This is a genomic window from Kaistia adipata DSM 17808 (assembly GCF_000423225.1).
GTDB lineage: Bacteria > Pseudomonadota > Alphaproteobacteria > Rhizobiales > Kaistiaceae > Kaistia > Kaistia adipata.
The window spans coordinates 526,795-547,097 of record NZ_AUHO01000006.1; the positions used below are offsets into that span (position 1 = coordinate 526,795).

Annotated in this window: 20 protein-coding genes; 10 read left to right on the plus strand and 10 right to left on the minus strand. The window is 67.4% G+C overall.

From position 1 onward, the window contains the following. The first annotated feature begins 13 nt into the window (after positions 1-13). On the plus strand, positions 14-1,834 hold the full coding sequence (locus G539_RS0102760) for an ABC transporter ATP-binding protein (RefSeq protein ID WP_029073840.1): 1,821 nt from the start codon (positions 14-16) through the stop codon (positions 1,832-1,834). 50 nt (positions 1,835-1,884) lie between these two features. Here G539_RS0102760 and G539_RS0102765 read toward each other — a convergent pair whose 3' ends face one another. The 4 genes from G539_RS0102765 to G539_RS0102780 all read right to left on the minus strand — a co-directional run bounded on the left by G539_RS0102765 (position 1,885) and on the right by G539_RS0102780 (position 5,271). Then, a complete protein-coding gene (locus G539_RS0102765; RefSeq protein WP_029073841.1) occupies positions 1,885-2,322 on the minus strand; it encodes a YbaN family protein in 438 nt (145 codons plus the stop codon). A 157-nt stretch (positions 2,323-2,479) separates the two neighbouring features. Next, positions 2,480-3,376, minus strand: a complete 897-nt coding sequence (locus G539_RS0102770; protein ID WP_029073842.1) for a ribokinase — start codon at positions 3,374-3,376, stop codon at positions 2,480-2,482. After that, on the minus strand, positions 3,373-4,248 hold the full coding sequence (locus G539_RS0102775; protein ID WP_029073843.1) for a MurR/RpiR family transcriptional regulator: 876 nt from the start codon (positions 4,246-4,248) through the stop codon (positions 3,373-3,375). Before G539_RS0102775 ends, G539_RS0102770 begins: the two co-directional genes overlap by 4 nt. Positions 4,249-4,263: 15 nt before the next feature. Beyond that, positions 4,264-5,271 carry a TIM barrel protein gene (locus G539_RS0102780; protein ID WP_210162777.1) on the minus strand — a complete coding sequence of 336 codons (1,008 nt, stop codon included), beginning with the start codon at positions 5,269-5,271 and terminating at the stop codon, positions 4,264-4,266. 176 nt (positions 5,272-5,447) lie between these two features. On the opposite strand from G539_RS0102780, the gene yghX reads away from it, so the two are divergent. After that, complete coding sequence (yghX, locus tag G539_RS0102785) at positions 5,448-6,335, plus strand: YghX family hydrolase (protein WP_029073845.1); 888 nt, start codon at positions 5,448-5,450, stop codon at positions 6,333-6,335. A gap of 53 nt (positions 6,336-6,388) precedes the next feature. Here yghX and G539_RS0102790 read toward each other — a convergent pair whose 3' ends face one another. Both G539_RS0102790 and G539_RS0102795 read right to left on the minus strand, forming a co-directional pair. Then, on the minus strand, positions 6,389-8,842 hold the full coding sequence (locus tag G539_RS0102790; RefSeq protein ID WP_029073846.1) for an arylsulfatase: 2,454 nt from the start codon (positions 8,840-8,842) through the stop codon (positions 6,389-6,391). A gap of 332 nt (positions 8,843-9,174) precedes the next feature. Further along, positions 9,175-9,858 carry a GntR family transcriptional regulator gene (locus G539_RS0102795; RefSeq protein ID WP_029073847.1) on the minus strand — a complete coding sequence of 228 codons (684 nt, stop codon included), beginning with the start codon at positions 9,856-9,858 and terminating at the stop codon, positions 9,175-9,177. 110 nt (positions 9,859-9,968) lie between these two features. On the opposite strand from G539_RS0102795, the gene G539_RS0102800 reads away from it, so the two are divergent. The 5 genes from G539_RS0102800 to G539_RS0102820 all read left to right on the plus strand — a co-directional run bounded on the left by G539_RS0102800 (position 9,969) and on the right by G539_RS0102820 (position 14,142). Continuing rightward, the gene (locus G539_RS0102800) at positions 9,969-11,186 is read left to right on the plus strand and encodes a benzoate/H(+) symporter BenE family transporter (RefSeq protein ID WP_029073848.1); all 1,218 of its coding nucleotides are present in this window, start codon (positions 9,969-9,971) and stop codon (positions 11,184-11,186) included. Next, on the plus strand, positions 11,183-11,788 hold the full coding sequence (gene mobA, locus G539_RS0102805) for a molybdenum cofactor guanylyltransferase MobA (RefSeq protein WP_051231105.1): 606 nt from the start codon (positions 11,183-11,185) through the stop codon (positions 11,786-11,788). Before G539_RS0102800 ends, mobA begins: the two co-directional genes overlap by 4 nt. A gap of 120 nt (positions 11,789-11,908) precedes the next feature. Further along, positions 11,909-12,673, plus strand: a complete 765-nt coding sequence (locus tag G539_RS0102810) for an ABC transporter substrate-binding protein (RefSeq protein WP_029073850.1) — start codon at positions 11,909-11,911, stop codon at positions 12,671-12,673. Between the two features lie 75 nt (positions 12,674-12,748). Continuing rightward, positions 12,749-13,459, plus strand: a complete 711-nt coding sequence (locus tag G539_RS0102815; protein WP_035829893.1) for an ABC transporter permease — start codon at positions 12,749-12,751, stop codon at positions 13,457-13,459. Further along, positions 13,456-14,142: an ABC transporter permease gene (locus tag G539_RS0102820; protein ID WP_029073852.1), complete on the plus strand. Its 687-nt coding sequence runs from the start codon at positions 13,456-13,458 to the stop codon at positions 14,140-14,142. Before G539_RS0102815 ends, G539_RS0102820 begins: the two co-directional genes overlap by 4 nt. A 61-nt stretch (positions 14,143-14,203) precedes the next feature. On the opposite strand, the gene G539_RS0102825 is transcribed toward G539_RS0102820, so the two are convergent. Continuing rightward, entirely contained in the window at positions 14,204-14,689 is a 486-nt protein-coding gene (locus tag G539_RS0102825; RefSeq protein WP_210162787.1) for an Lrp/AsnC family transcriptional regulator, read from the minus strand. An 85-nt stretch (positions 14,690-14,774) separates the two neighbouring features. After that, the gene (locus G539_RS23495) at positions 14,775-15,485 is read right to left on the minus strand and encodes a uracil-DNA glycosylase family protein (protein ID WP_084639749.1); all 711 of its coding nucleotides are present in this window, start codon (positions 15,483-15,485) and stop codon (positions 14,775-14,777) included. 52 nt (positions 15,486-15,537) lie between these two features. Between G539_RS23495 and G539_RS23500 the strand changes: the two genes are divergently transcribed. After that, positions 15,538-17,112: a sensor histidine kinase gene (locus G539_RS23500; protein ID WP_156911758.1), complete on the plus strand. Its 1,575-nt coding sequence runs from the start codon at positions 15,538-15,540 to the stop codon at positions 17,110-17,112. Between the two features lie 8 nt (positions 17,113-17,120). On the opposite strand, the gene cobT is transcribed toward G539_RS23500, so the two are convergent. Beyond that, positions 17,121-18,149: a nicotinate-nucleotide--dimethylbenzimidazole phosphoribosyltransferase gene (gene cobT / locus G539_RS0102840; RefSeq protein WP_029073854.1), complete on the minus strand. Its 1,029-nt coding sequence runs from the start codon at positions 18,147-18,149 to the stop codon at positions 17,121-17,123. A gap of 144 nt (positions 18,150-18,293) precedes the next feature. Between cobT and cobS the strand changes: the two genes are divergently transcribed. Both cobS and G539_RS23505 read left to right on the plus strand, forming a co-directional pair. Beyond that, positions 18,294-19,097, plus strand: coding sequence for an adenosylcobinamide-GDP ribazoletransferase (gene cobS, locus G539_RS0102845; protein WP_051231040.1), 804 nt, complete (start codon positions 18,294-18,296; stop codon positions 19,095-19,097). After that, complete coding sequence (locus G539_RS23505; protein WP_035829896.1) at positions 19,094-19,270, plus strand: DUF1289 domain-containing protein; 177 nt, start codon at positions 19,094-19,096, stop codon at positions 19,268-19,270. The genes cobS and G539_RS23505 overlap by 4 nt, the downstream gene beginning before the upstream one ends. A 6-nt stretch (positions 19,271-19,276) precedes the next feature. On the opposite strand, the gene G539_RS0102855 is transcribed toward G539_RS23505, so the two are convergent. Beyond that, positions 19,277-20,263, minus strand: coding sequence for a bile acid:sodium symporter family protein (locus G539_RS0102855; RefSeq protein WP_029073856.1), 987 nt, complete (start codon positions 20,261-20,263; stop codon positions 19,277-19,279). Positions 20,264-20,303: the final 40 nt, after the last annotated feature.

Consider the following 20,303-nt stretch of genomic DNA (forward strand, 5'->3'; position numbering starts at 1 on the left):
CCGGACAGCCATCATGACTCGATTCAGATTCCCGCGCTTTCGCATCCGATGGCGCACCGGCGCCTTCGCCGACGTTCTGGGCTTCACCTTCGCGCATTGGCGGCGCCAGCCGCTGCTGATCTTCGGCATGACCACCACCGTCCTGGTCTCGACGCTGGCGGATGTGCTGCTGCCGCTCTATGCCGGCCGCCTGGTCGACGCGATCGCCAACGGCAATGTCGACCGCGACGCGGCGCTTTCGGCCGCCCTCGCCGCCTTCGGCATGCTGATGGCGCTCGGCATCGGCATGATGGCGCTACGGCACGTCGCCTTCCTCGGCATCATCCGGCTGACGCTGAACATGATGACGGACATCGCGGGCGACGCCTTCCATCGCGTGCAGCGCTTCTCCACCAACTGGCACGCCAACGCATTCGCCGGCTCGACCGTGCGCAAGATCACGCGCGGCATGTGGGCGCTCGACCTCCTGAACGACACGCTGCTGCTGGCGCTGCTGCCCTCGCTCGTCATGCTGGTCGGCACGACCATCCTGCTCGGCTCGTACTGGCCGGTGATGGGGTTGATCGTGGCGATCGGTTCGGTGCTCTACATCGCCATGACGGTGGCGCTGTCGCTCGGCTATGTCGCGCCGGCGGCGAGCCTCGCCAACCAGTGGGACACCAAGCTTGGCGGCGCGCTCGCCGACGCGGTTTCCTGCAACGCCGTCGTCAAGGCGTTCGGCGCCGAGGAGCGCGAGGACGCGCGGCTCTCCCGCGTCGTCGCCAAATGGCGCTCGCGCACGTCGCGCACCTGGGTCCGCGGCACCAACAACGGCACGGCGCAGGGCATCCTGCTCGTGCTGCTGCGCGGCGCCATCATCGGCACGGTTCTGATCCTCTGGTGGCATGGACAGGCCACGGCGGGCGACGTCACCTTCGTGCTGACCTCCTACTTCCTGCTGCAGGGCTATCTGCGCGACGTCGGCGTGCATATCCGCAACCTGCAGCGCTCGGTGAACGACATGGAGGAGCTGGTTGCCCTGCACGCGCAGCCGCTCGGCATCGAGGATCGCCCCGACGCCAGGCCGATGCGCATCGGCGCCGGCGAGATCCGCTTCGACGACGTCACGTTCCATTATGCCGGCCATGAGAAGCCGCTCTACAAGGACTTCGACGTCACGATTCAAGCGGGCGAGAAGATCGGCCTGGTCGGCCATTCCGGCTCCGGCAAGACGACCTTCGTCAAGCTGATCCAGCGGCTCTACGACGTCACGGACGGGCGCATCGTCATCGACGGGCAGGACATCGCCCATGTCACGCAGTCGTCGCTCCGGGGCGAGATCGCGATCGTGCAGCAGGAGCCGATCCTGTTCCACCGCTCGCTGGCGGAGAACATCGCCTATGCCCGGCCTGGCGCGTCGATGGCCGACATCATCGCGTCGGCAAAGCTCGCCAACGCGCATGATTTCATCGAGCGGCTGCCGCAGGGTTACCAGACGCTGGTCGGCGAGCGCGGCGTCAAGCTCTCGGGCGGTGAGCGCCAACGCGTGGCGCTCGCCCGGGCCTTCCTGGCCGACGCGCCGATCCTGATCCTCGACGAGGCGACGTCGAGCCTCGATTCGGAATCGGAGGCGCTGATCCAGGAGGCGATGGAGCGACTGATGGTCGGCCGCACGGCGATCGTCATCGCCCACCGACTGTCGACGGTGCGGTCGCTCGACCGGCTGCTGGTCTTCGATCGCGGCCGGATCGCCGAGGAAGGCACGCACGAGCAGCTCGTGCGCGTCGACAACGGCATCTACCGCAGATTGTTCGAGCGGCAGGCGCTCGACCTCGCCAAGGGCCTCGCCGCCTGAGGCCGAAAGCATGGGCGGGCCGATAAGAAACGGCCCGCCTGCCATCCCGGCTATTCCGGAGCGGCCGGCTCCGTCTCCGGCCCCTCGGGCCGCGTCACGATCCAGAGCGCGCAGGCGAGCATCGCGAGCGCGACGACCACGGCGAGCAGCACCGACGGCGCCGCCGAGACCCAGAACAGGACATAGCCGAGCAGAATGCCGATGCAGGCCATCCACTTGGCCCGGCGCGGGATGGCGCCATGCGCCCGCCAGGCGCGTAACACGCCGCCGAATTTCGGATGATCGAGCATCCAGGCCTCGAGCCCGGGCGACGAGCGACCGAAACTCCACGCTGCCAGGATCAGGAAGATCGTCGTCGGCATGACCGGCAAGAAGGCGCCGATGAAGCCGAGCGCGAGAAAGATGAAGCCGAGCACGATGTAGCCGGCGCGCCGCCCAACATGGAGAGCGGAGCGGTAGCGGGCTCCGTCACGTTGTTGCGGCATCATCGACGAGCCTCCGGCGATCGACCCCGCCGGTATCGGGCCGGCCAACTCCCGCGCGGCCGATGACGGCGGCGCGCCTCCGCGGGTCAGCGCAGGAGGCCTGTCCAGATAGAATGCCCGGAGAGGATCCACAAGCGACTCCGGGACGCGCCGACACGCGCTAGCCAGGCGTCGTCCCCGCGCGTGGGCGGCTGACGAACTCCGCCGCGGACCGGTTGGCCCGCTCGAGCGCCTCGCGCAAGGTCGCGCCGCGCGCGAGGCTGGCCGCCAGCATGCCGATGAAGGCGTCGCCCGCGCCGTGGGTGCTGACGAGCTTCACGGGGATCGCTTCGATCCGGCTGAGTTCGCCGGAGGCGGTCGCACAGGCGACGCCGGCACCACCCGCCGTGACGATGGCTGCAGGATAGGTCTGCGCCAGGATGCGCGCGGCCGCGAGCGCCCCGTCCAGCCCCTCCACGACGGGAACCCCGGCCAGAAGCTCCGCCTCGATCGCGTTGACGACGAGGACGTCGACCTTCGCCGCCAGTTCGGGCGACGGAATGCGGGCCGGCGCGGCGTTCAGGATCACCCGGCCGCCGGCAGCGCGCATGGCGGAAGCGGCGGCTGCGTTGGCGGCGTCGGGCACCTCGTTCTGCAGCACCAGCACGCGCGACACGGCGAAGAGATCCGCGGCGGCGGCGATGTCGTCGGCGTCGAGCGTCAGATTGGCGCCGGAGACGATCACCGCGCCATAATCGCCATCGCCGTCGAACAGCGCGACGCTCATGCCCGTGCCGCGTCCAGGGGCGACGCGGACATGGCGGCGGTCGACGGCATTCGCGTCGAGATTGGCGAGCAGGGTCCGGCCGAAATCGTCATCCGCGACGGCACCGATCATCGCGCTCAGGACGCCGGCCTCCGCGACCGCGACGGCCTGATTGCCGCCCTTGCCGCCGCATTTCGGCCACCAGGCCTTGCCCGTAACCGTCTCGCCCTTGCGCGGGCGCGCCGCGTCCTCGACGACGATGTCGTAGTGCAGGCTGCCGAAGACGATGACGGTGGGCGAGGCTTCGCTCATGGGGATCTGTCCTTCCGCTTCGCCGCGACGGCGTGCATCGTCTTTTCGAGGTTCCGTTCGGCGCGGGCATAGTCGCGCTGCGCCACCGCGACGAAGATGGCATCGAGGATGTTGAGCTGGGCGATGCGCGCCGCCGCGTTCTCGCCCATCAGGGGCGATCCCTGCGCCGTCGAGCAGAGGACGATCTCGGCCTGCCGCGCCAGCGGCGATCGGCCGTAATTGGTGATCGCCAGCGTCCGGGCGCCGTTGCGGCCCGCACGCTCGATCGCCTCGACCACCGCCGTCGTGTTGCCGGAATGCGAGAAGCCGATCGCGACGTCTCCCGGCCCGAGAAGCGACGCCGACATCAGCATCATGTGCGCATCGTCGAACACGCTGGCGCGCACGCCGATGCGCAGGAACTTGTGGCCGACGTCGCGCGCGATCTGGGCCGAACCGCCGACGCCGTAGAGGTCCCTCTGGCGCGCGCCGTGGATGGCGTCGACCGCCCGGTCGAAGGCGGCGAGATCGAGGATCGCCAGCGTCTCCTCCAAGGCGTGGATCGACGTGCGAAACACCTTCTGGACGATGTCGCGAGAGGTGTCGTCGGGCGAGAGATCCTGATGCATGCCGGCGGCCGGCAGGCGGTTATATTCGGCAAGCGCCGCGCGAAAGCCGCGATAGCCGTCGAAGCCGAGCTTCTTGGTGATCTTGACGACCATGGCCTCGGAGACGTCCGTCGCCTCGGCGATCGTCTTCAGCGGCGTCGATGCATCGAAATCATGCATGCCGAGGATGGCCTCGACGACATGGGCCTCGCGCGGGGTCAGCAGCGGCATCATCATGCGGATGCGCGGGCCGACCGAGCGCGGATCGGAATCGTCCGGATGCATGGCGGTCGCCCCCCCTCAAGCGCCCGGTGCGAGCATGGCTTCCTGCAGGATCGCCTGCGCCGCGACTGCGTCCTGGCGCTCAATCGCGCCGCCGAGGCGGTTGTCGCGATCGAGCCGGTCGACGACGTCGAGCATGCGCTTCACGGTGCGGATGTTGACCTCGCATTCCTGCACGGGGTCGAGGCCGGTCATGTCCGGGAAGGTGTCGAAATAGATGGCGCCGTCATAGCCGTCGCGCCGGATCTGGCGCAGCAGCTCGATTGTCTGCACCGAATGCACCGCGCCGACCATCAATCCGTCGTCGCGCTTGGCATAGCCGTCGTTCAAATGCACCCCGAGCAGGCGGCTGTGGCGGGCGATCAGCGCCGCCGCGAAGGCCGGCTGCTCGTCGGCGTAGAGCACATGGGCGAAATCCAGCGTGACGCCGAGATTGGGCGCGCCAGCCTCCTTGATGGCGAGCAGCGTCGTGGCGCAATCCGGCATCAGGCTGAACGCGCGGGGCTCGTTGGGCTTGTATTCGATGCTGATCAAACAATCGGGGTCATGCGCGCAAACTTCACGGATCCCGGAAACTTCATGATCCCAGAGGCGGTCATAGTCCGCCTGGAATGCGTAATCGAAACCGTCCTGGCCGAGCCAGATGGTCATCAGATTCGAGCCGGCGGCGCGGGCGGCGTCGATGCCGCGCTTGGTCAGATCGATCGCCTCGCGGCGCACGGCTTCGTCCGGATGGGTAAAGGCCCCCAGCTTGAATGCCGGATTGGTGTAGTAGCGCATGGCGAAGCCATTGATCGAAAGCCCAAGGTCGCCGAGCTTCCGCGCCAGTTCGCGCGGATCCTCGCCGACGTGATCGGGATAGTTGAGATCGAGGTCGGTCAGGCCATCCACCCGCGCAGCGCGCGCCGCCATCTGCAGCACGCTCGGCTTGCCCTTCTGCCCCGGCCATTCGGCCTCGGCGCGCGAGGCAAACGAGTTCAGGCGAGTGGCGAAGCGCAAATGGGACACGGCGGCGGCCTTCTTCATGAGATCGCCTAACTTCACACGATTATAAGAATTTGTAAAGTTTCGGAGCCACACGCGCGGATCTCGCGCTCGATCGAGCGCGATCCGCGACCGGGCGGTCGACACGGAACGGTCAGTTGCTATCATCCTTTCCATGGTGACCGATCATCCTGCCACATCCAGCAGAGAGGCCTCCCATGACCCGCCTGACCGCCAAGGACTTCCCGCAGGAGCTGCTCGAGCTCTACGACTATTACGCGCATGGCAAGATCACGAAACGTGAGTTCCTCGACCGCGCCGCGAAATTCGCCATCGGCGGCGTCACCGCCGCCGCGATCCTGTCGAGCATGAGCCCCGATTATGCGCTGGCCAACCAGGTCGCGACCGACGATCACGACATCGTCGCCGAATACATCACCTACCCTTCGCCCGACGGACACGGCGAAGTACGCGCCTATTATGTCCGTCCCGCCAAGGCAGAGGGCAAGCTGCCGGCCGTCGTCGTCGTGCACGAGAACCGTGGGCTCAACCCCTATATCGAGGATGTCGCGCGCCGGGTCGCCAAGGCCGGCTTCATCGCGCTGGCCCCGGACGGCCTCACCTCGAAGGGCGGCTATCCGGGCAATGACGACAAGGGCCGCGAACTGCAGCAGCAGGTCGATCCCGAGAAGCTGATGAACGACTTCTTCGCCGCGGTCGAATTCCTGATGAAGAGCGACGCCACCACCGGCAGGGTCGGCATTGTCGGCTTCTGCTATGGCGGCGGCGTCGCCAACGCGGCCGCCGTCGCCTTTCCGGATCTCGGCGCCGCGGTGTCGTTCTACGGCCGCCAGGCCAGGATCGAGGACGTGCCGAAGATCCAGGCGCCGATCCTGCTCCACTATGGCGAGCTCGACACCCGCATCAACGAGGGCTGGCCGGCCTTTGAGGCGGCGTTGAAGGCGAACGGCAAGATCTACGAGGCCTATATCTATCCGGGCGCCAATCACGGCTTCCACAACGACACGACGCCCCGATACGACAAGGCTGCGGCCGAACTCGCGTGGCGACGCACGATCGACTGGTTCAACAAATATCTCGCCTGACGCGCACGTCGCCATCCGAGCCGGACGCGGCGCGCAAGCTCGCTTGTCGGGCCCTATTGCTGCGTCCGCGCCAACTGGGTCCTGGCCCGCGCCTGGTCGGCAGCCCCGAGCTGGGTGGGGCCGAGCTTGAAGGTGATGCTGTCCAGCTTGCCGGTGAAGGCGAATGGCAGCTGGTAGTCGCTGTCGTCGACGCCACTGCGCGTGTCGACGCCGACGTCGAAGGTCTCGTCGATCGTCATCAGGAAGGGCGTCGAGTGCGGGATCACCTGCCGGGCGACCTCCTTGTCATCGACCTTCAGCACGCCCGTGCCACCCTTGCCGGGCCCGGGACCGTTATAGGTGAAGTCGAAGACGACCGTGTGCTTGCCGGGCGCGAGGGCGTCTTCACCGGCCCAGCGGAAGCGCTCGAGCGCCAGCAGATTGTAGAGGAAGACCGGCTTGCCCTTCACCAGATAGAGGCCATAGCCGCCGAAGCGTCCTCCCATCGTCGCCAGCATGCCCTCGGCGCCGCCCTGCGGTATTTCGACCTCGGCCGAGATGGTGTAGGACTTGGCCAGCAGATCCGGCGCGGCGCTGGCCGGTGTGCCGGCAACCCGACCGGAATAGCTGAAGCTGTTCCGGCCGGCAGTGGCACTCGGGCGCGGAGCCACCGCGCGCTGGATAATCGAGTTGTCGAGCGGGAAGACGTTGTACTTGGCCGCCTCGACCAGGAACAGTTCCTTCATCTGCCGCAGCTTCTCGGGGTTCTTCGCGGCGACGTCGTTGTTCTGCGAAAAATCATCGGCGAGGTTGTAGAGTTCCCATTGATAGCCGTCGATCACATCCGGCATCTGGGCGAGCCCGACCAGCCAGGGCGGCTGGGGCGGCGTCGTCGAGGCGATCCAGCCGTCGTGATAGATCGCCCGGTTGCCGAACATCTCGAAATACTGGGTGGTGCGGGCCGAAGGCGCGTCCTTGCTGGCCTTGCCCCAGGTGTAGCTCATGCTGACGCCCTCGATCGGGCGCTGGGCGATGCCGTTGACGGCGACCGGCGCCGGGATCCCGGTCGCCTCCAGGATCGTCGGCACGATGTCGATCATGTGATGGAACTGGCTGCGGACGCCGCCGGCGTCGCGGATGCGGGCGGGCCAGGCCATCGCCATGCCCTGCCGCGTCCCGCCGAAATGCGAGGCGACCTGCTTGGTCCACTTGAACGGCGTATCGAAGGCCCAGGACCAGGCGACCGACATGTGCGGCGACGTCTGGTCGGAACCCCACGCGTCATAGAACTTCAGCTGTTCCTTGACCGGAACCTCGATGCCCTGCAGGGCGGCGAGGTCGAACGGGGTGCCGAGCGTCGTCCCCTCGGCACTCGTGCCGTTGTCGCCCTCGATATAGATGATCAGCGTGTTGTCGAGCTTGCCCTGATCCTCGACCTCCTGGATCACCCGACCGATCTCGTGGTCCGTATACGCGACATAGCCGGCATAGACCTCCGCCTGCCGAGCGAACATCTTCTTCTCGTCGGCGGACAGCGTCTCCCATTTCGGCAGGTCGTCCGGCCACGGCGTCAGGGCGGTGTTCGCCGGAATGACGCCGAGCCGCTTCTGGTTGGCGAAGATCTCGTCGCGCATGGCGTTCCAGCCGCCGTCGAACTTGCCCTTGAACTTCGCAATCCATTCCGGCGTCGGCTGATGTGGCGCATGCGTGCCGCCGGGAACGAAATACAGGAAGAACGGCTTGTCCGGCGCCGCGGCGTTGGTCTGCCGGAGATAGTCGATCGCGTTGTCGGCGAGATCCGTCGTCAGATTATAGCCAGGCTTGCCGATCCAGGGGAAAACCTGGGTCGTGTTCTGGAACAGATAGGGCGTCCACTGGTTGGTCTCGCCGCCCATGAAGCCATAGAAATACTCGAAACCCATGCCGACTGGCCATTGGTCGAAGGGCCCGGACAGGCTGTACTGGAAGCTCGGTGTGTTGTGCTCCTTGCCGAACCACGAGGTCTTGTAGCCGTTCTCCTTCAGGATCTCCCCGATCGTCGCGTTTTCCGGCCCGATGACGGAATCATAGCCGGGAAAGCCGGTCGACTGCTCGGTGACGACGCCGAAGCCGACCGAATGGTGGTTGCGGCCGGTGATCAGGGCGGCGCGGGTCGGCGAACAGAGCGCGGTCGAATGGAACTGCGTGTAGCGGAGCCCCGCCTGGGCGACCCGGTCGAGCGCGGGTGTCGGGATGACACCGCCAAAGGTGCCGGAGACGCCGTAACCGGCATCATCCGTCATGATCAGCAGGATGTTGGGCGCGCCCGCCGGCGGGACGATCGTCGGAGGCCAGAACGGTTTCGAACTCGCGGCGTCGAGATTGATGACGCCGCCGAAGGGCAGAGGCGGCGCCGGGATGTAACGCCCGTCGATCGTTTGCGTCGCAGTCGGCGATCCCGGCGTGCCGGTAATCGTCTGCGCATTGGCGCCCGTGATACAGAGCCCGGAGGACAACATCAAAAGGGAAAGGTATCGCGCCGATATCATCACAAATCTCCAAAAAGATCAGATGCTTCCGAAGCGGTATTTCTTTCACTGGGTCGACAGGTCAGCTCCCAGAAACCAAGGCGGGGAGTATACGGCCGCCGATATGCAAAGAGGGCAACATACAGACGCCAGGCAGAACGCTCAAATGCCGCCTCGACACGGATTGACACGAATCCGTTACACGACAGAGCTTGCTCGGCCCGGCCCGTCTCCACATGGCAGCGCGTGGCAATCAAGGACCGTCACGGATGGCGGGGCGGTTCCGAAAGGGGCCCGGCAGACCTCGTCGTCCACGCAGGAACCGAGGCCTCGGAAGGAAGCCGGCGGTGGCCCTAGTCCCGCGAGACGTCGCGCGCCCGAAAGAAGGCCTGCATCGCCTCGCTCGCCCGGCCATGATGCCGCGCGAGCGTCGCGACGGCGCGTTCGACGTCGCCGATCCGGCAGGCCGCCAGCATCTCGCGATGCTCGTCCTGCCCCATGTCGCCGCCGACGGCGGCGAGATGGAAGCGCAGATAGCGATCGGCGGAGGCAAGATGCTGCTCCGTCAGCGCGATCAGCCGTGGCAGGCCCGCTTGCGCGTAGAGCGTCATGTGGAAGCGGCGGTTGAGCTCCCCCATACGGCCGGGATCCTGCTCATGGTCGATCTCGGCGATCAGGTCCTCGGCGATCTCGAAATCCTCAGCCGTGAGGTTGGGGATCGACAGACGCAGCGCCTGCGGCTCCAGCGCCGCGCGGATCGCGTAGTTGTCCATCGCGTCGAGCAGGGTGATCTGGACGACCACGGCGCCGCGATGCGGCTCGAAATCGACGAGCGCCTGCGCCTCGAGCTGACGCAAGGCCTCGCGGATCGGCATGCGGCTCACCTTGAAGCTTGTCGCCAGTTCTTCCTGCCGCAATGGCGTGCCTGGCGCGATGGCGCCGGAAAGGATCGCCTCGCGCAACGTCGCCTCGACGAACTCGGTCGCTGTCCGGTAGCGCGTCCCGGCCGACTGGATCACGTCCAAGAGTCCTGACATGGCCTTCCCTCCGCCGCCCAGATCGCGACAGGCCCGCCGCAATCCTGCCTTGCCTGTCGATTGGATCCAATCTAACAATCTCGAAAGCGATTGCAATCAGGGCCAGTGCGATGGACATGCGAACGGCGCCGCGCGCGAGCGACTACGACACGGACGGACAGCCCGGGCGCTCCGTCGGGCTGACACAACCGATCATCGCCGGCATCGTCGCGGCGTTCGTGGGCTTCGCCGGCGTCTTCACGGTCGTGCTGCAGGGCTTCATCGCCGTCGGCGCGACGCCGACGCAGGCAGCCTCCGGCCTGCTCGCCATCTGCTTCGGCCAGGGGCTGTTGTCCCTTCTGCTCAGCTGGCGCTACCGCATTCCCATCGCCATCGCCTGGTCGACGCCGGGCTCCGTGCTCTTCGCCGCCACCGGCATAATCGAGGGCGGCTTCCCGGCCGCGGTCGGCGCCTTCGCGATGGCCGGCGCGCTAATCATCGCGGCCGGCCTGTTCAAGCCGTTCGGCCGCCTGGTCTCGGCCATCCCGCCCGTGCTGGCGAGCGCCATGCTCGCCGGCATCCTGCTCGGCCTCTGCCTCGCCCCGGCCAAGGCGGTCGCCCTCGAGCCGACGCTCGCGATCCCCGTCATCCTCGCCTGGGCCATCGTCGGCCGCATCCAGAAGATCTGGGCCGTGCCGGCGGCCGTCGTGACCGCCGTCGCGATGATCATCTGGACGGCGCCGGCCACCGGATGGTCGATCGACCACATGACGCCAGACATCACCTTCGTCTGGCCTGTGTTCACGCTGCAGGGCCTCGTGTCGCTGGCGATCCCGCTGTTCATCGTCACCATGGCGTCGCAGAACCTGCCCGGCATCGCCGTCATGAAGGCGAACGGCTACGAGCCGCCGGTAGCGACCGTGTTCGTCTCGACCGGGATCGGCAGCATCCTCGTCGCGCCCTTCGGCGGCCACACGCTCAACTTCGCCGCGATCACCGCCGCGATGTGCGCCGGACCGGACGCCCATCCCGACCCGTCGCGGCGCTGGATCGCGTCGTTCACGACCGGGCCGGCCTATTTCGTGCTCGGCCTCGGCGCCACCCTCGCCGCCGCGCTCATCGCCGTTGCCCCGCCGGTCCTGATCCAGGCGGCGACGGGGCTGGCCCTGCTCGGCGCCTTCGGCGGCGCGCTGGCCGGCGCCACCGCCGTGCCCGCCCATCGGGATGCGGCCATGGTGACCTTCGTGACCGCCGCTTCCGGACTTTCCTTCCTGGGCATCGGTGCGGCATTCTGGGGCCTGATCGCGGGCGGAGCCTTCATGCTCCTCAACCGGAAATGGAGCCGATGAGCGTCGCAGGTGTCATTCTGGCGGGAGGCAATTCGCTCCGCATGGGCCGAGAAAAGGCCTTCGCGCGACTGGGCGAGAAGCCGTTGATCGAACATGTGATCGAGCGCTTCGCACCGCAGGTAGCGCCGCTTGCCATCAATGCCAATGGCGATCCCGCCCGCTTCGCGCCCTACGCCCTCCCCGTGCTCGCCGACGACGAGCCGGACACCGGCCCCCTCGGCGGTATCCTGGCCGGCATGCGCTGGGCCGCGACGCTTCCGGACCAACCCGCCTTTGTCGCCACCGTTCCGATCGATTCGCCCTTCCTGCCGCGCGATCTGGTGGCGCGCCTCGAAGCCGGCCGAGCCGGACAGCCGCTGATCGCCATCGCGGCGTCAGGCGATCGCGACCACCCCGTATTCGGCCTATGGCCGGTGACCCTTGCCGATACGCTGGCCGAGTGGCGCCGGACCGCGAAGAGCCAGGGCGTGCGCGCCTTCCTGGCGGCGAGCGGCTACGCCGTGGTCGGTTTCGACTTCGCGCCCGATCGCCCGGACCCGTTCCTCAACGCCAATACGCCGGCCGAACTCGAGCGGGCCGCCCGCTGGCTGTCGCCGGCCTAGGGCGGAACTGCCGGGAGTTGCGGCCCGCCCTCAAATGGTGGGATATACCCTGAGGACGGACGCTCGCCTCTGGCGGGCAAACCGGACGCAGTAGAAAAGCGTACCTCAGAGGGAATGCACATGCGCATCGTCAAGCAGGCTGCCATCGCAGCCCTGGCCCTGATGGCCGTCACCGGCGCCGTTCAGGCCAAGGAATGGAAGAACATCCGCGTCGCCGTCGAAGGCGCCTTCCCGCCGTTCAACTTCGTCGGCGCCGACAACCAGCTCGGCGGCTTCGACGTCGATATCGCCAAGGCGATCTGCGAGAAGATGAAGGCGGAATGCACCTTCGCCGTGCAGGACTGGGACGGGCTGATCCCGGCGCTTCAGGCGGGCAAGTTCGATACCATCATCTCGTCCATGTCGATCACGGACGAACGCAAGAAGGTCATCGACTTCTCGCGCCCCTACTACCAGTCGCCCTCCTCCTTCATCGCGCCGAAGAGCGCCGGCATCAAGGACACGTCGCCCGAGGCCCTGAAGGGCAAGACGATCGGCGCGCAGTCCTCGACCGTCCAGGCGGCCGAGCTCGAGCAGAAGTACAAGGATTCCGACATCAAGCTCTATCCGACCCAGGATGAGGTCAATCTCGACCTGGTCGCCGGCCGAATCGACATGCTCTTCGTCGACAAGCTGCCCGGCCTCGACTGGCTGAAGACGGCGGACGGCGGCAATTTCGAGTTCGTCGGCACCGACCTGCCGACCGATGGCGTCGGCGCCGGCGTGCGCCAGTCCGACACCGACCTGCGCGACCAGATCTCGGAAGCGATCGTCGCGATCAAGGCCGACGGCACCTACGACAAGATCAACGCCAAGTACTTCCCCTTCTCGATCTGGAAGGATTGAACCATACGCCCCGCCGGGCCTCGTTGAGGCCCGGCGGCGGCGCACCTTTCGCTGCACCCTTGGGGGACGGGCCGCGTGCACCTGCTAGAGTTGCTTAGTTTCGGGCCCAATGGTTGGGGCAACCAGCTGCTTGCCGGCACGTGGCTCACCATCCGCCTCGCCCTCGCGACGCTGCCCTTCGGACTGTTGCTCGGCCTGCTGATGGCACTCGCCAAGCGCAGCCGGAATCGTTGGTGGCGCGCCTTCGGCAATGCCTACACGACGATCTTTCGCGGCCTGCCCGAGCTCCTGACCATCTTCATCGTCTATTTCGGCGGCCAGATCGTCCTGCAGAAGTTCGTCAGCCTGTTCAGCGACGCGCCGGTCGAGATCAACGGCTTCGTCGCCGGCATGGTGGCGCTCGGCGTCGTGTTTTCCGCCTATGCGTCGGAGGTCTTCCTCGGCGCCTTCAACAACATCACCCGCGGCCAGTACGAAGCCGCCTATGCGCTCGGGCTGCGGCCATGGGCAACGCTGCGCCTCGTCATCGTGCCGCAGCTCGTGCGCCTCGCCCTGCCCGGCCTCGCCAATCTCTGGCTGATCCTGCTGAAGGACACGGCGCTCGTTTCGGTGATCGCGCTCGAGGACCTCCTGCGCAAGACGCAGATCGCCGTCCGCGTCACCAAGGAGCCGTTCCTGTTCTTCGGCGTCGCCTGCCTGATCTACCTCGTGCTGTCGATGGTGTCGTCGATCGGCATCGTGGCGATCGAGCGCTGGGCCAATCGCGGCGTCAGGAGAGCGTCATGAACTGGGACGCGCTCGCCACCTACGGCCCGCGCATGCTGCAGGGGCTCGTCGTCACGCTGCAGCTGGTCGTCATCTCGATCACGCTCGGCGCGCTTTTGGCCTGGCCCGTCGCGCTGGCGCGGATGAGCCGCAGCCGCATCCTGCGCGGCATCTCGTTCGGCTACATGTATTTCTTCCGCGGCACGCCGCTGCTGGCGCAGACCTTCCTGGTCTACTACGGCGCCGGCCAGTTCCGGCCGCAGCTGGAAGCGGTCGGGCTCTGGTGGCTGTTTCGCGACGCCTTCTTCTGCTGCGTGCTCACCTTCACGTTGAACACCGCCGCCTATCAGGCTGAAATCCTTCGCGGGGCCATCCGCGCCGTGCCGATCGGCCAGAGCGAGGCGGCGATGTCGCTGGGCCTCAATTCGCGGCAGATCTTCCGCAAGATCATCGTGCCGCAGGCGTTGCTCATCGCGCTGCGCCCGCTCGGCAACGAGGTCATCCTGATGATCAAGGGCTCGTCGGTCGCGGCCATCGTGACGGTGTTCGACCTGATGGGCGTCACCCGCCTCGCCTATTCGCGCACCTTCGACTTCCAGGTCTATCTGTGGGCCGCCGTGCTCTACCTGATCGTCGTCGAGACGATCCGGCGGGTCTGGGACAAGCTCGAGCACTACCTGACGCGCCATCTCCGGCACGCCTGAAAGCTAAACACCCGGCGCAAGGCCGGGTGTTCTCATCTCTCGGGATCGCGGGACGAAGGCCTCAGGCCATGCCCTTGTCCTTTTCCAGCGGGATGTAGTTGAGCGGCAGCGCCGTCGCGTACTTGATCTGCTCCATCGCGAAGGCCGACGACACGTCGGCGATGTCGATGCGCGAGATCAGCCGCTTGTAGAACAGGTCATAGGCCTCGATATCCGGCACCACGACACGCAGCAGGTAATCGACCTGCCCGCTCATGCGGTAGAACTCGACCACTTCCGGCACATCCCGGATCACCTCGGCGAAGCGCTTCAGCCATTCCTCATTGTGCTGGCTGGTGGTGATCGAGACGAACACCGTCACCTTGGCGTTGACCTTCTTCGGGTCGAGCACAGCGACGCGCTTGGTGATGACGCCGTCTTCCTCGAGCTTCTGGATGCGCCGCCAGCACGGCGTCGTCGACAGGCCGACTCGCCGCCCGATCTCGGCGACGGGGATGGTGGCGTCTTCCTGCAGGATCTGCAGAATTTTTCGGTCGAGCCGGTCGATCATTCGGGAAACCTCTACTTTGGAACCCATCCGCCTGGGGCATCATTTTCCAACGACGACATCAGGAGACACTCGATTGAGAAAATTATTCTGAAGATGAATGATCAACTCGGGTCGTTTTGTCAATCGGACCGGCCAATTCGGCCGCCACGCGCGCCCGCAGCACTGGCAGCAGCTCCGCCTCGAACCACGGAGTGCGCTTGAGCCAACCGGAGTTCCGCCACGACGGATGCGGCAACGGGATGACGGCGGGCGTGTTGCCGCCGTCGAGGATCGCGCGCCAGTTCGAAACTGTCTCCGTCAGCCCCGATCGGGCTTTCCCGCCGAGATGCCAGTTCTGCGCATAGAGACCGACCGCCAGGACCAGGCGCACCGCCGGCAATTCGGCCATCACCCGCGCCCGCCATAGAGGCGCGCATTCGCGGCGCGGCGGCAGGTCGCCGCCCTTGGCATCGAGACCCGGAAAGCAGAACCCCATCGGCACGATCGCGATCCGCGCCTCGTCATAGAACGTATCCTCGTCGATCCCCATCCAACTCCGAAGGCGATCGCCGGAAGGGTCGGTGAAGGGCTTGCCGGATGCATGCACACGCGTGCCCGGCGCCTGGCCGGCAATGAGGATCCGTGCGGTCGCGGCGCCACGGATCACCGGACGCGGCGCATGGGGAAGCGGCTTGCCGATAGGGCGGTCGACGCAGACCCGGCAATCCCGGATCTCCGCGAACAGAGCGTCGAGGCCGTCTTCCGGCAGATTTAGCTGCGACTTAACCATATCGCTCAAGTCGGCATTAAGCATTCGAACCGCAAGTTTCCCGGGAACTCCTGTACTTCCTCACGGAAGCCGCGACATGCAGAGCCTAGACGTCCCGGTGGGCGACGACCAGTCGAGAGCGATGTCCGATGCCGGCGCCGAGCAGCGCCCTGCGGCAGCCGATGGCGTTCGCGGCCTCAAGGCACTGACGGCGACGTCGGGAAGCGCCGCACTCGAAGCGGCACTCCTCCAGGACTATGCCCGCACCCGGCTGCGCGGCATCGCCGTCACGGTGGCCATGCTGCTCTCGGCCGGCATCGCCGCGACGTTCGTCATGCCGCCGCTGCTGGTCGCCCTCTGGATCGCGCCTGCCCTTCTCCTGCATGGCGGCCTCGCCGCCCTCTGCGCAATGGCCGCCACATCCACCGCTTCGGCGCCGCCGGCGCGGATCGGGCTCGTCGCGCTGGAGGCCGCCTGCGGGCTGGCCTGGGCCATCCTGCTGGGGCTCCTCGCCACTCGCGCCAATGTCGATCCCGCGATCCCCCTGCTCGCCATCGCGCTGGTCGCCGCCGCCTATGGCACCTCCCGCGCCGCGAGCCTGCCTGCGGCGTCGTTCGCCGCCGGAGCGCCGATCACCCTGACGGCGGTCACGCTGTTCGCCATGCGCGGCGCGCCCGTCGACCTGGCGCTCGCCGCGCTTTGTCTTGCCAGCGGCATCGGCTGCCTCGCCCACGCCTCGCGCCTTCACGCCACCCGACGCGCGCTGCTTTCGTCCGACCGGACCAACGACCGGCTGACGACCGATCTCGACGCCGCCCGGGCGAAGACGACGAAGGCGTTGCGCGCGGCGGAAGAGGCCAACCTCGCCCGCTCCCGCTTCCTGGCGACGATGAACCACGAGCTCCGCACGCCGCTCAACGCCATCCTCGGCTTCTCCGAGGTGATGAAGGACGAAGTGCTCGGCCCGATGGGCAACCGCACCTATCGCGACTATGCCAGCGACATCCATGCGAGCGGCGGCCACCTGCTGTCACTCGTCACCGAAATCCTGGAGCTGTCGGGCTTCGAGGCGGGGCGATACGAGCTGCGCGAGGAGCCGGTGCAGCTGACCCGGCTGGCGCAGGATTGCGAGGCCTTTGTCCGCTCCCGTGCCGAGAGCCGTGCCTTGCAGCTGACCCTCGCCGCCGAACCCGACCTGCCGCCGCTGTTGGCCGACGCGCGCGCGACACGCCAGGCGGTGATCAACCTGCTCTCCAACGCCATCAAGTTCACCCAGCCGGGTGGCGAGGTCGAGATCCTCGTCGGCTGGACGGCGGGCGGCGGTCAGTATGTCTCGGTGCGCGACAGCGGCCGGGGCATCCCAGCCGACGAATTGCGCGGCCTGATCTCCGCCTTCGAGGCGAACGAAAGCAGCATCCGCCGGGCGGAACAGGGCAGCGGCATGGGTCTCGCCATCGTCAAGGCCATTGCCCGGCTGCACGCCGCCGCCTTTGAACTGTGCTCGACCGTGGGGCGCGGCACCGAGGCGACGCTGTGCTTCCCGCGCGAGCGGGTGATGGAGCCGCGCGCCGTCGCTTTGCCGCGCGCGGATATCCGCATCGTGAGCCCGATCATCGCCGAGCCGGCTGCCACGTCGGGCGCGGAGGTCGTGCCGCTGCGCTCGACGGGCTGAACGACGCGTTAGGCGTCCTTCGTCGCGACGCCGGCCTGGGCGAAAGTCGCCATGCCGGTGTGGATCTCCGCCGCCGCCTTGATCAAACCTGCCGCCATCGCCGCACCGGTGCCCTCGCCGAGACGCATGCCGAGATCGAGCAGCGGCTTCTTGCCCATGGCCTCGAGCAGGCGCGCATGCGGTGGCTCGGCCGAGACATGGCCAAACTGACAATGGTCGAGTGCGCCCGGATCGATCTTGTAGAGAACCGCCGCCGCCGCCGTCGCGACATAGCCGTCGACGATCACGGGAATGCGGCTCATGCGGGCCGCGAGGATCGCGCCGGCCATCGCGGCCAGTTCGCGACCGCCGAGGCGACGCAGCACTTCGAGCGGATCCTGGAGATGGGCGGCGTGCAGCGCCAGCGCCGCGTCGATCGCCTCGGCCTTGCGCGCCAGCCCGGCTTCGTCGACGCCGGTGCCCGGGCCGACCCAGTCGCGCCCCGTGCCGCCGAACAGTCCGGCCGCGACTGCGCCGGCGATCGTCGTGTTGGCGATGCCCATCTCGCCGATCGCGAGCAGGTCGATGCCGCCGGCGGTCGCCTCCATGCCGAAGGCCATGGTGGCGGCGCAACCGGCCTCGTCGAGCGCCGGTTCGACCGTGATATCGCCGGTCGGGATGTCGAGCGCGAGGTCGAACACCTTGAGGCCGAGGTCATAGGTGATGCAGATCTGGTTGATCGCCGCGCCGCCGGCGGCGAAATTCTCGACCATCTGCTGCGTCACGCTGGCCGGATAGGCGGAAACGCCGCGCGCGGCGACGCCGTGATTGCCGGCGAAGATCGCGACCAGCGGTCGGGTGATGGCGGGCCGGGCCCGGCCCTGCCAGGCGCCGAGCCATTCCGCCAGTTCCTCGAGGCGGCCGAGCGAACCGGCCGGCTTGGTCAGCTCCGCGTCGCGCGCCCGGATCGCCAGGACCGCCGCTTCGTCGTGCGCCGGCAACTGCTCGAAGAGGGCGCGAATGTCGTCGAAGGGAAGTCCGGTAGCGGAGCGGGCCATGGGGTATCTCGGATTGCTGCGGGGTGGGTGGACGCGCCGCGCTTTGCGGCCGGGGCGCGGCGATCTATAACCCTCCTGCCGCCCCACCGCAAAGCACGGATGACGGTGAGTCGGTGCGGCGTTCCGCCGAACGGGGCGATTCACATGACTGACGAGCAGGTCCGTACCATGTTCCGCACATCCGCATCCGAGCTGGCCGCGTCGACGGCGTTCCTGACGCGCCTGCCCGCCGCCTGGCTCGGCGTCGATCCCCGGCACCGCCCGGATTTTCGAGTGGCGGCGCGCACTTTCCCGCTGGTCGGGCTGCTCGTCGGAATCGTCGGCGCCATCGTCGCGCTGATCGCCTCCGGGCTGAACCTGCCGCCGCTCGCGGCCGCCATCCTGTCGCTCACGGCGACGATCGCGCTGACCGGCGCCCTGCACGAGGACGGCCTGGCCGATACCGCTGACGGCTTCGGCGGCGGCGCGACGGCGACCCGCAAGCTCGAAATCATGCGCGACAGCCGGATCGGCACGTTCGGCGGCATCGCGCTGATCCTGTCGCTGCTGCTCCGCGCCAGCCTGATCGCCGCCCTGCTGCCCTATGGCGCCATGCCGGTCGCCATGGCGCTGATCGCCGCCGAGATCGTCAGCCGCGCGGCGATGGTGCAGCTCTGGACGGCGCTGCCGCCGGCGCGCTTCGAGGGTCTCGCCAGCGAGACCGGCCGCCCCAGCAGCGAGACGCGCTGGACGGCGATCGGCATCGCCGTCATCGCGGCGCTGATCGCGGGCAGCCTCGGAACCGGCTTCTTCGATGCCGTGGTCGCGCTGATCGTGGCAGGGCTCGCGAGCTATGCCTTCCAGCTCGCCTGCGCCTGGCAGATCGCCGGCCAGACCGGCGATACGCTCGGCGCCGCGCAGCAGATCGCGCTCGTCACCTTCCTGATGGCGATCGTCGCCTCGGCATGATCACGCCCTGCATCAGCATCTGCGTGATCGATGCCGAAACGGAGCTCTGCGAGGGCTGCGGCCGGACGCTGGACGAGATCAGCAACTGGTCGCGCATGACGGCGGACGAGCGCAGCGCCGTCATGGCCGAGCTGAAGGCGCGCCGCCAGGAGCGCGACGCCGCCCTCGCCTGAGCCCGGCTAGCGGCCCTCCGCCACGGCGCGCCGGCCCTCGCGATTGGCGATGACACTGACGATCACCAGCTGGAAGAAGTGGTAGAGCATGATCGGCGCGATGATCAGGCCGAGCGCCGGCGACGCGCCGAACATCAGCTTCGCGAGCGGCACGCCGGTCGCCAGCGACTTCTTCGAGGCGCAGAACAGGCAGGCGATGGTATCGGCGCGGTTCAGCCCCATCAGCCGGCACGGGATCATCATCAGCCAGTAGATGATGAAGAACAGCACGATGGTGCCGACGACGATCGAGACGATGATGCTGACATCGTGCCCGGCCCAGACTCCTTCCATGATGGAATCGGCGAAGGAGTTGTAGACGATCGCCAGGATGATGGCGCGATCGGCGAGGCGGATCGCCCTGATGTGGCGCGCGGCCCAGGCATAGAGCCAGTGGCGCGCGATCTGGCCGACGATGATCGGCAGCAGAACCAGGAGCACGATCTTGCCGATCACCGGCAGCAGCGGCATGCCGACGCCGGAGGATGACAGGAACCAGGCCATCAGCAGCGGCGTCGCGAACACGCCGATCAGGCTCGACAGCGTGGCGTTGAAGATCGCGACCGGCACGTTGCCATGGGCGAGCGACGTCATCGCCACCGACGACGAGACCGTCGAGGGCAGAGCCGCGAGATAGAAGAAGCCGATCCAGACCTCGCTCGGGATGAAGCTCTTGAACGGCGTTCCGAGCACCAGCACGACGATCGGGAACAGCACGAAGGTGCAGAGCTGCACGGCGACGTGGACCCGCCAGTGGCGGATGCCGGCATGCATGCGTTCCGGCGCCAGCGTCAGGCCGTAGAGGAAGAAGATCACCGCCACGCCATAGGTGGCGATGGCGTCCATGTGCAGGATGCCCCCGGTGGCGCCGGGGCCCGGCAGGGCGATCGCGGCGAGGACCACGAGAACGAGCGCAATCAGGAAGCCGTCGATCGTGAAACCGCGGATCGTCATGTCAGGGGAACTCTCATTGCAGGCGGGCGGTCGGCCAGCG

Bases quoted from the DNA above. Each gene is read 5' to 3' on its own strand.
- G539_RS0102760 (WP_029073840.1), top strand. From the start codon at position 14: ATGACTCGATTCAGATTCCCGCGCTTTCGCATCCGATGGCGCACCGGC.
- G539_RS0102765 (WP_029073841.1), bottom strand. From the start codon at position 2,322: ATGATGCCGCAACAACGTGACGGAGCCCGCTACCGCTCCGCTCTCCAT.
- G539_RS0102770 (WP_029073842.1), bottom strand. From the start codon at position 3,376: ATGAGCGAAGCCTCGCCCACCGTCATCGTCTTCGGCAGCCTGCACTAC.
- G539_RS0102775 (WP_029073843.1), bottom strand. From the start codon at position 4,248: ATGCATCCGGACGATTCCGATCCGCGCTCGGTCGGCCCGCGCATCCGC.
- G539_RS0102780 (WP_210162777.1), bottom strand. From the start codon at position 5,271: ATGAAGAAGGCCGCCGCCGTGTCCCATTTGCGCTTCGCCACTCGCCTG.
- yghX (WP_029073845.1), top strand. From the start codon at position 5,448: ATGACCCGCCTGACCGCCAAGGACTTCCCGCAGGAGCTGCTCGAGCTC.
- G539_RS0102790 (WP_029073846.1), bottom strand. From the start codon at position 8,842: ATGATATCGGCGCGATACCTTTCCCTTTTGATGTTGTCCTCCGGGCTC.
- G539_RS0102795 (WP_029073847.1), bottom strand. From the start codon at position 9,858: ATGTCAGGACTCTTGGACGTGATCCAGTCGGCCGGGACGCGCTACCGG.
- G539_RS0102800 (WP_029073848.1), top strand. From the start codon at position 9,969: ATGGACATGCGAACGGCGCCGCGCGCGAGCGACTACGACACGGACGGA.
- mobA (WP_051231105.1), top strand. From the start codon at position 11,183: ATGAGCGTCGCAGGTGTCATTCTGGCGGGAGGCAATTCGCTCCGCATG.
- G539_RS0102810 (WP_029073850.1), top strand. From the start codon at position 11,909: ATGCGCATCGTCAAGCAGGCTGCCATCGCAGCCCTGGCCCTGATGGCC.
- G539_RS0102820 (WP_029073852.1), top strand. From the start codon at position 13,456: ATGAACTGGGACGCGCTCGCCACCTACGGCCCGCGCATGCTGCAGGGG.
- G539_RS23495 (WP_084639749.1), bottom strand. From the start codon at position 15,485: ATGCTTAATGCCGACTTGAGCGATATGGTTAAGTCGCAGCTAAATCTG.
- G539_RS23500 (WP_156911758.1), top strand. From the start codon at position 15,538: ATGCAGAGCCTAGACGTCCCGGTGGGCGACGACCAGTCGAGAGCGATG.
- cobT (WP_029073854.1), bottom strand. From the start codon at position 18,149: ATGGCCCGCTCCGCTACCGGACTTCCCTTCGACGACATTCGCGCCCTC.
- cobS (WP_051231040.1), top strand. From the start codon at position 18,294: ATGACTGACGAGCAGGTCCGTACCATGTTCCGCACATCCGCATCCGAG.
- G539_RS23505 (WP_035829896.1), top strand. From the start codon at position 19,094: ATGATCACGCCCTGCATCAGCATCTGCGTGATCGATGCCGAAACGGAG.
- G539_RS0102855 (WP_029073856.1), bottom strand. From the start codon at position 20,263: ATGACGATCCGCGGTTTCACGATCGACGGCTTCCTGATTGCGCTCGTT.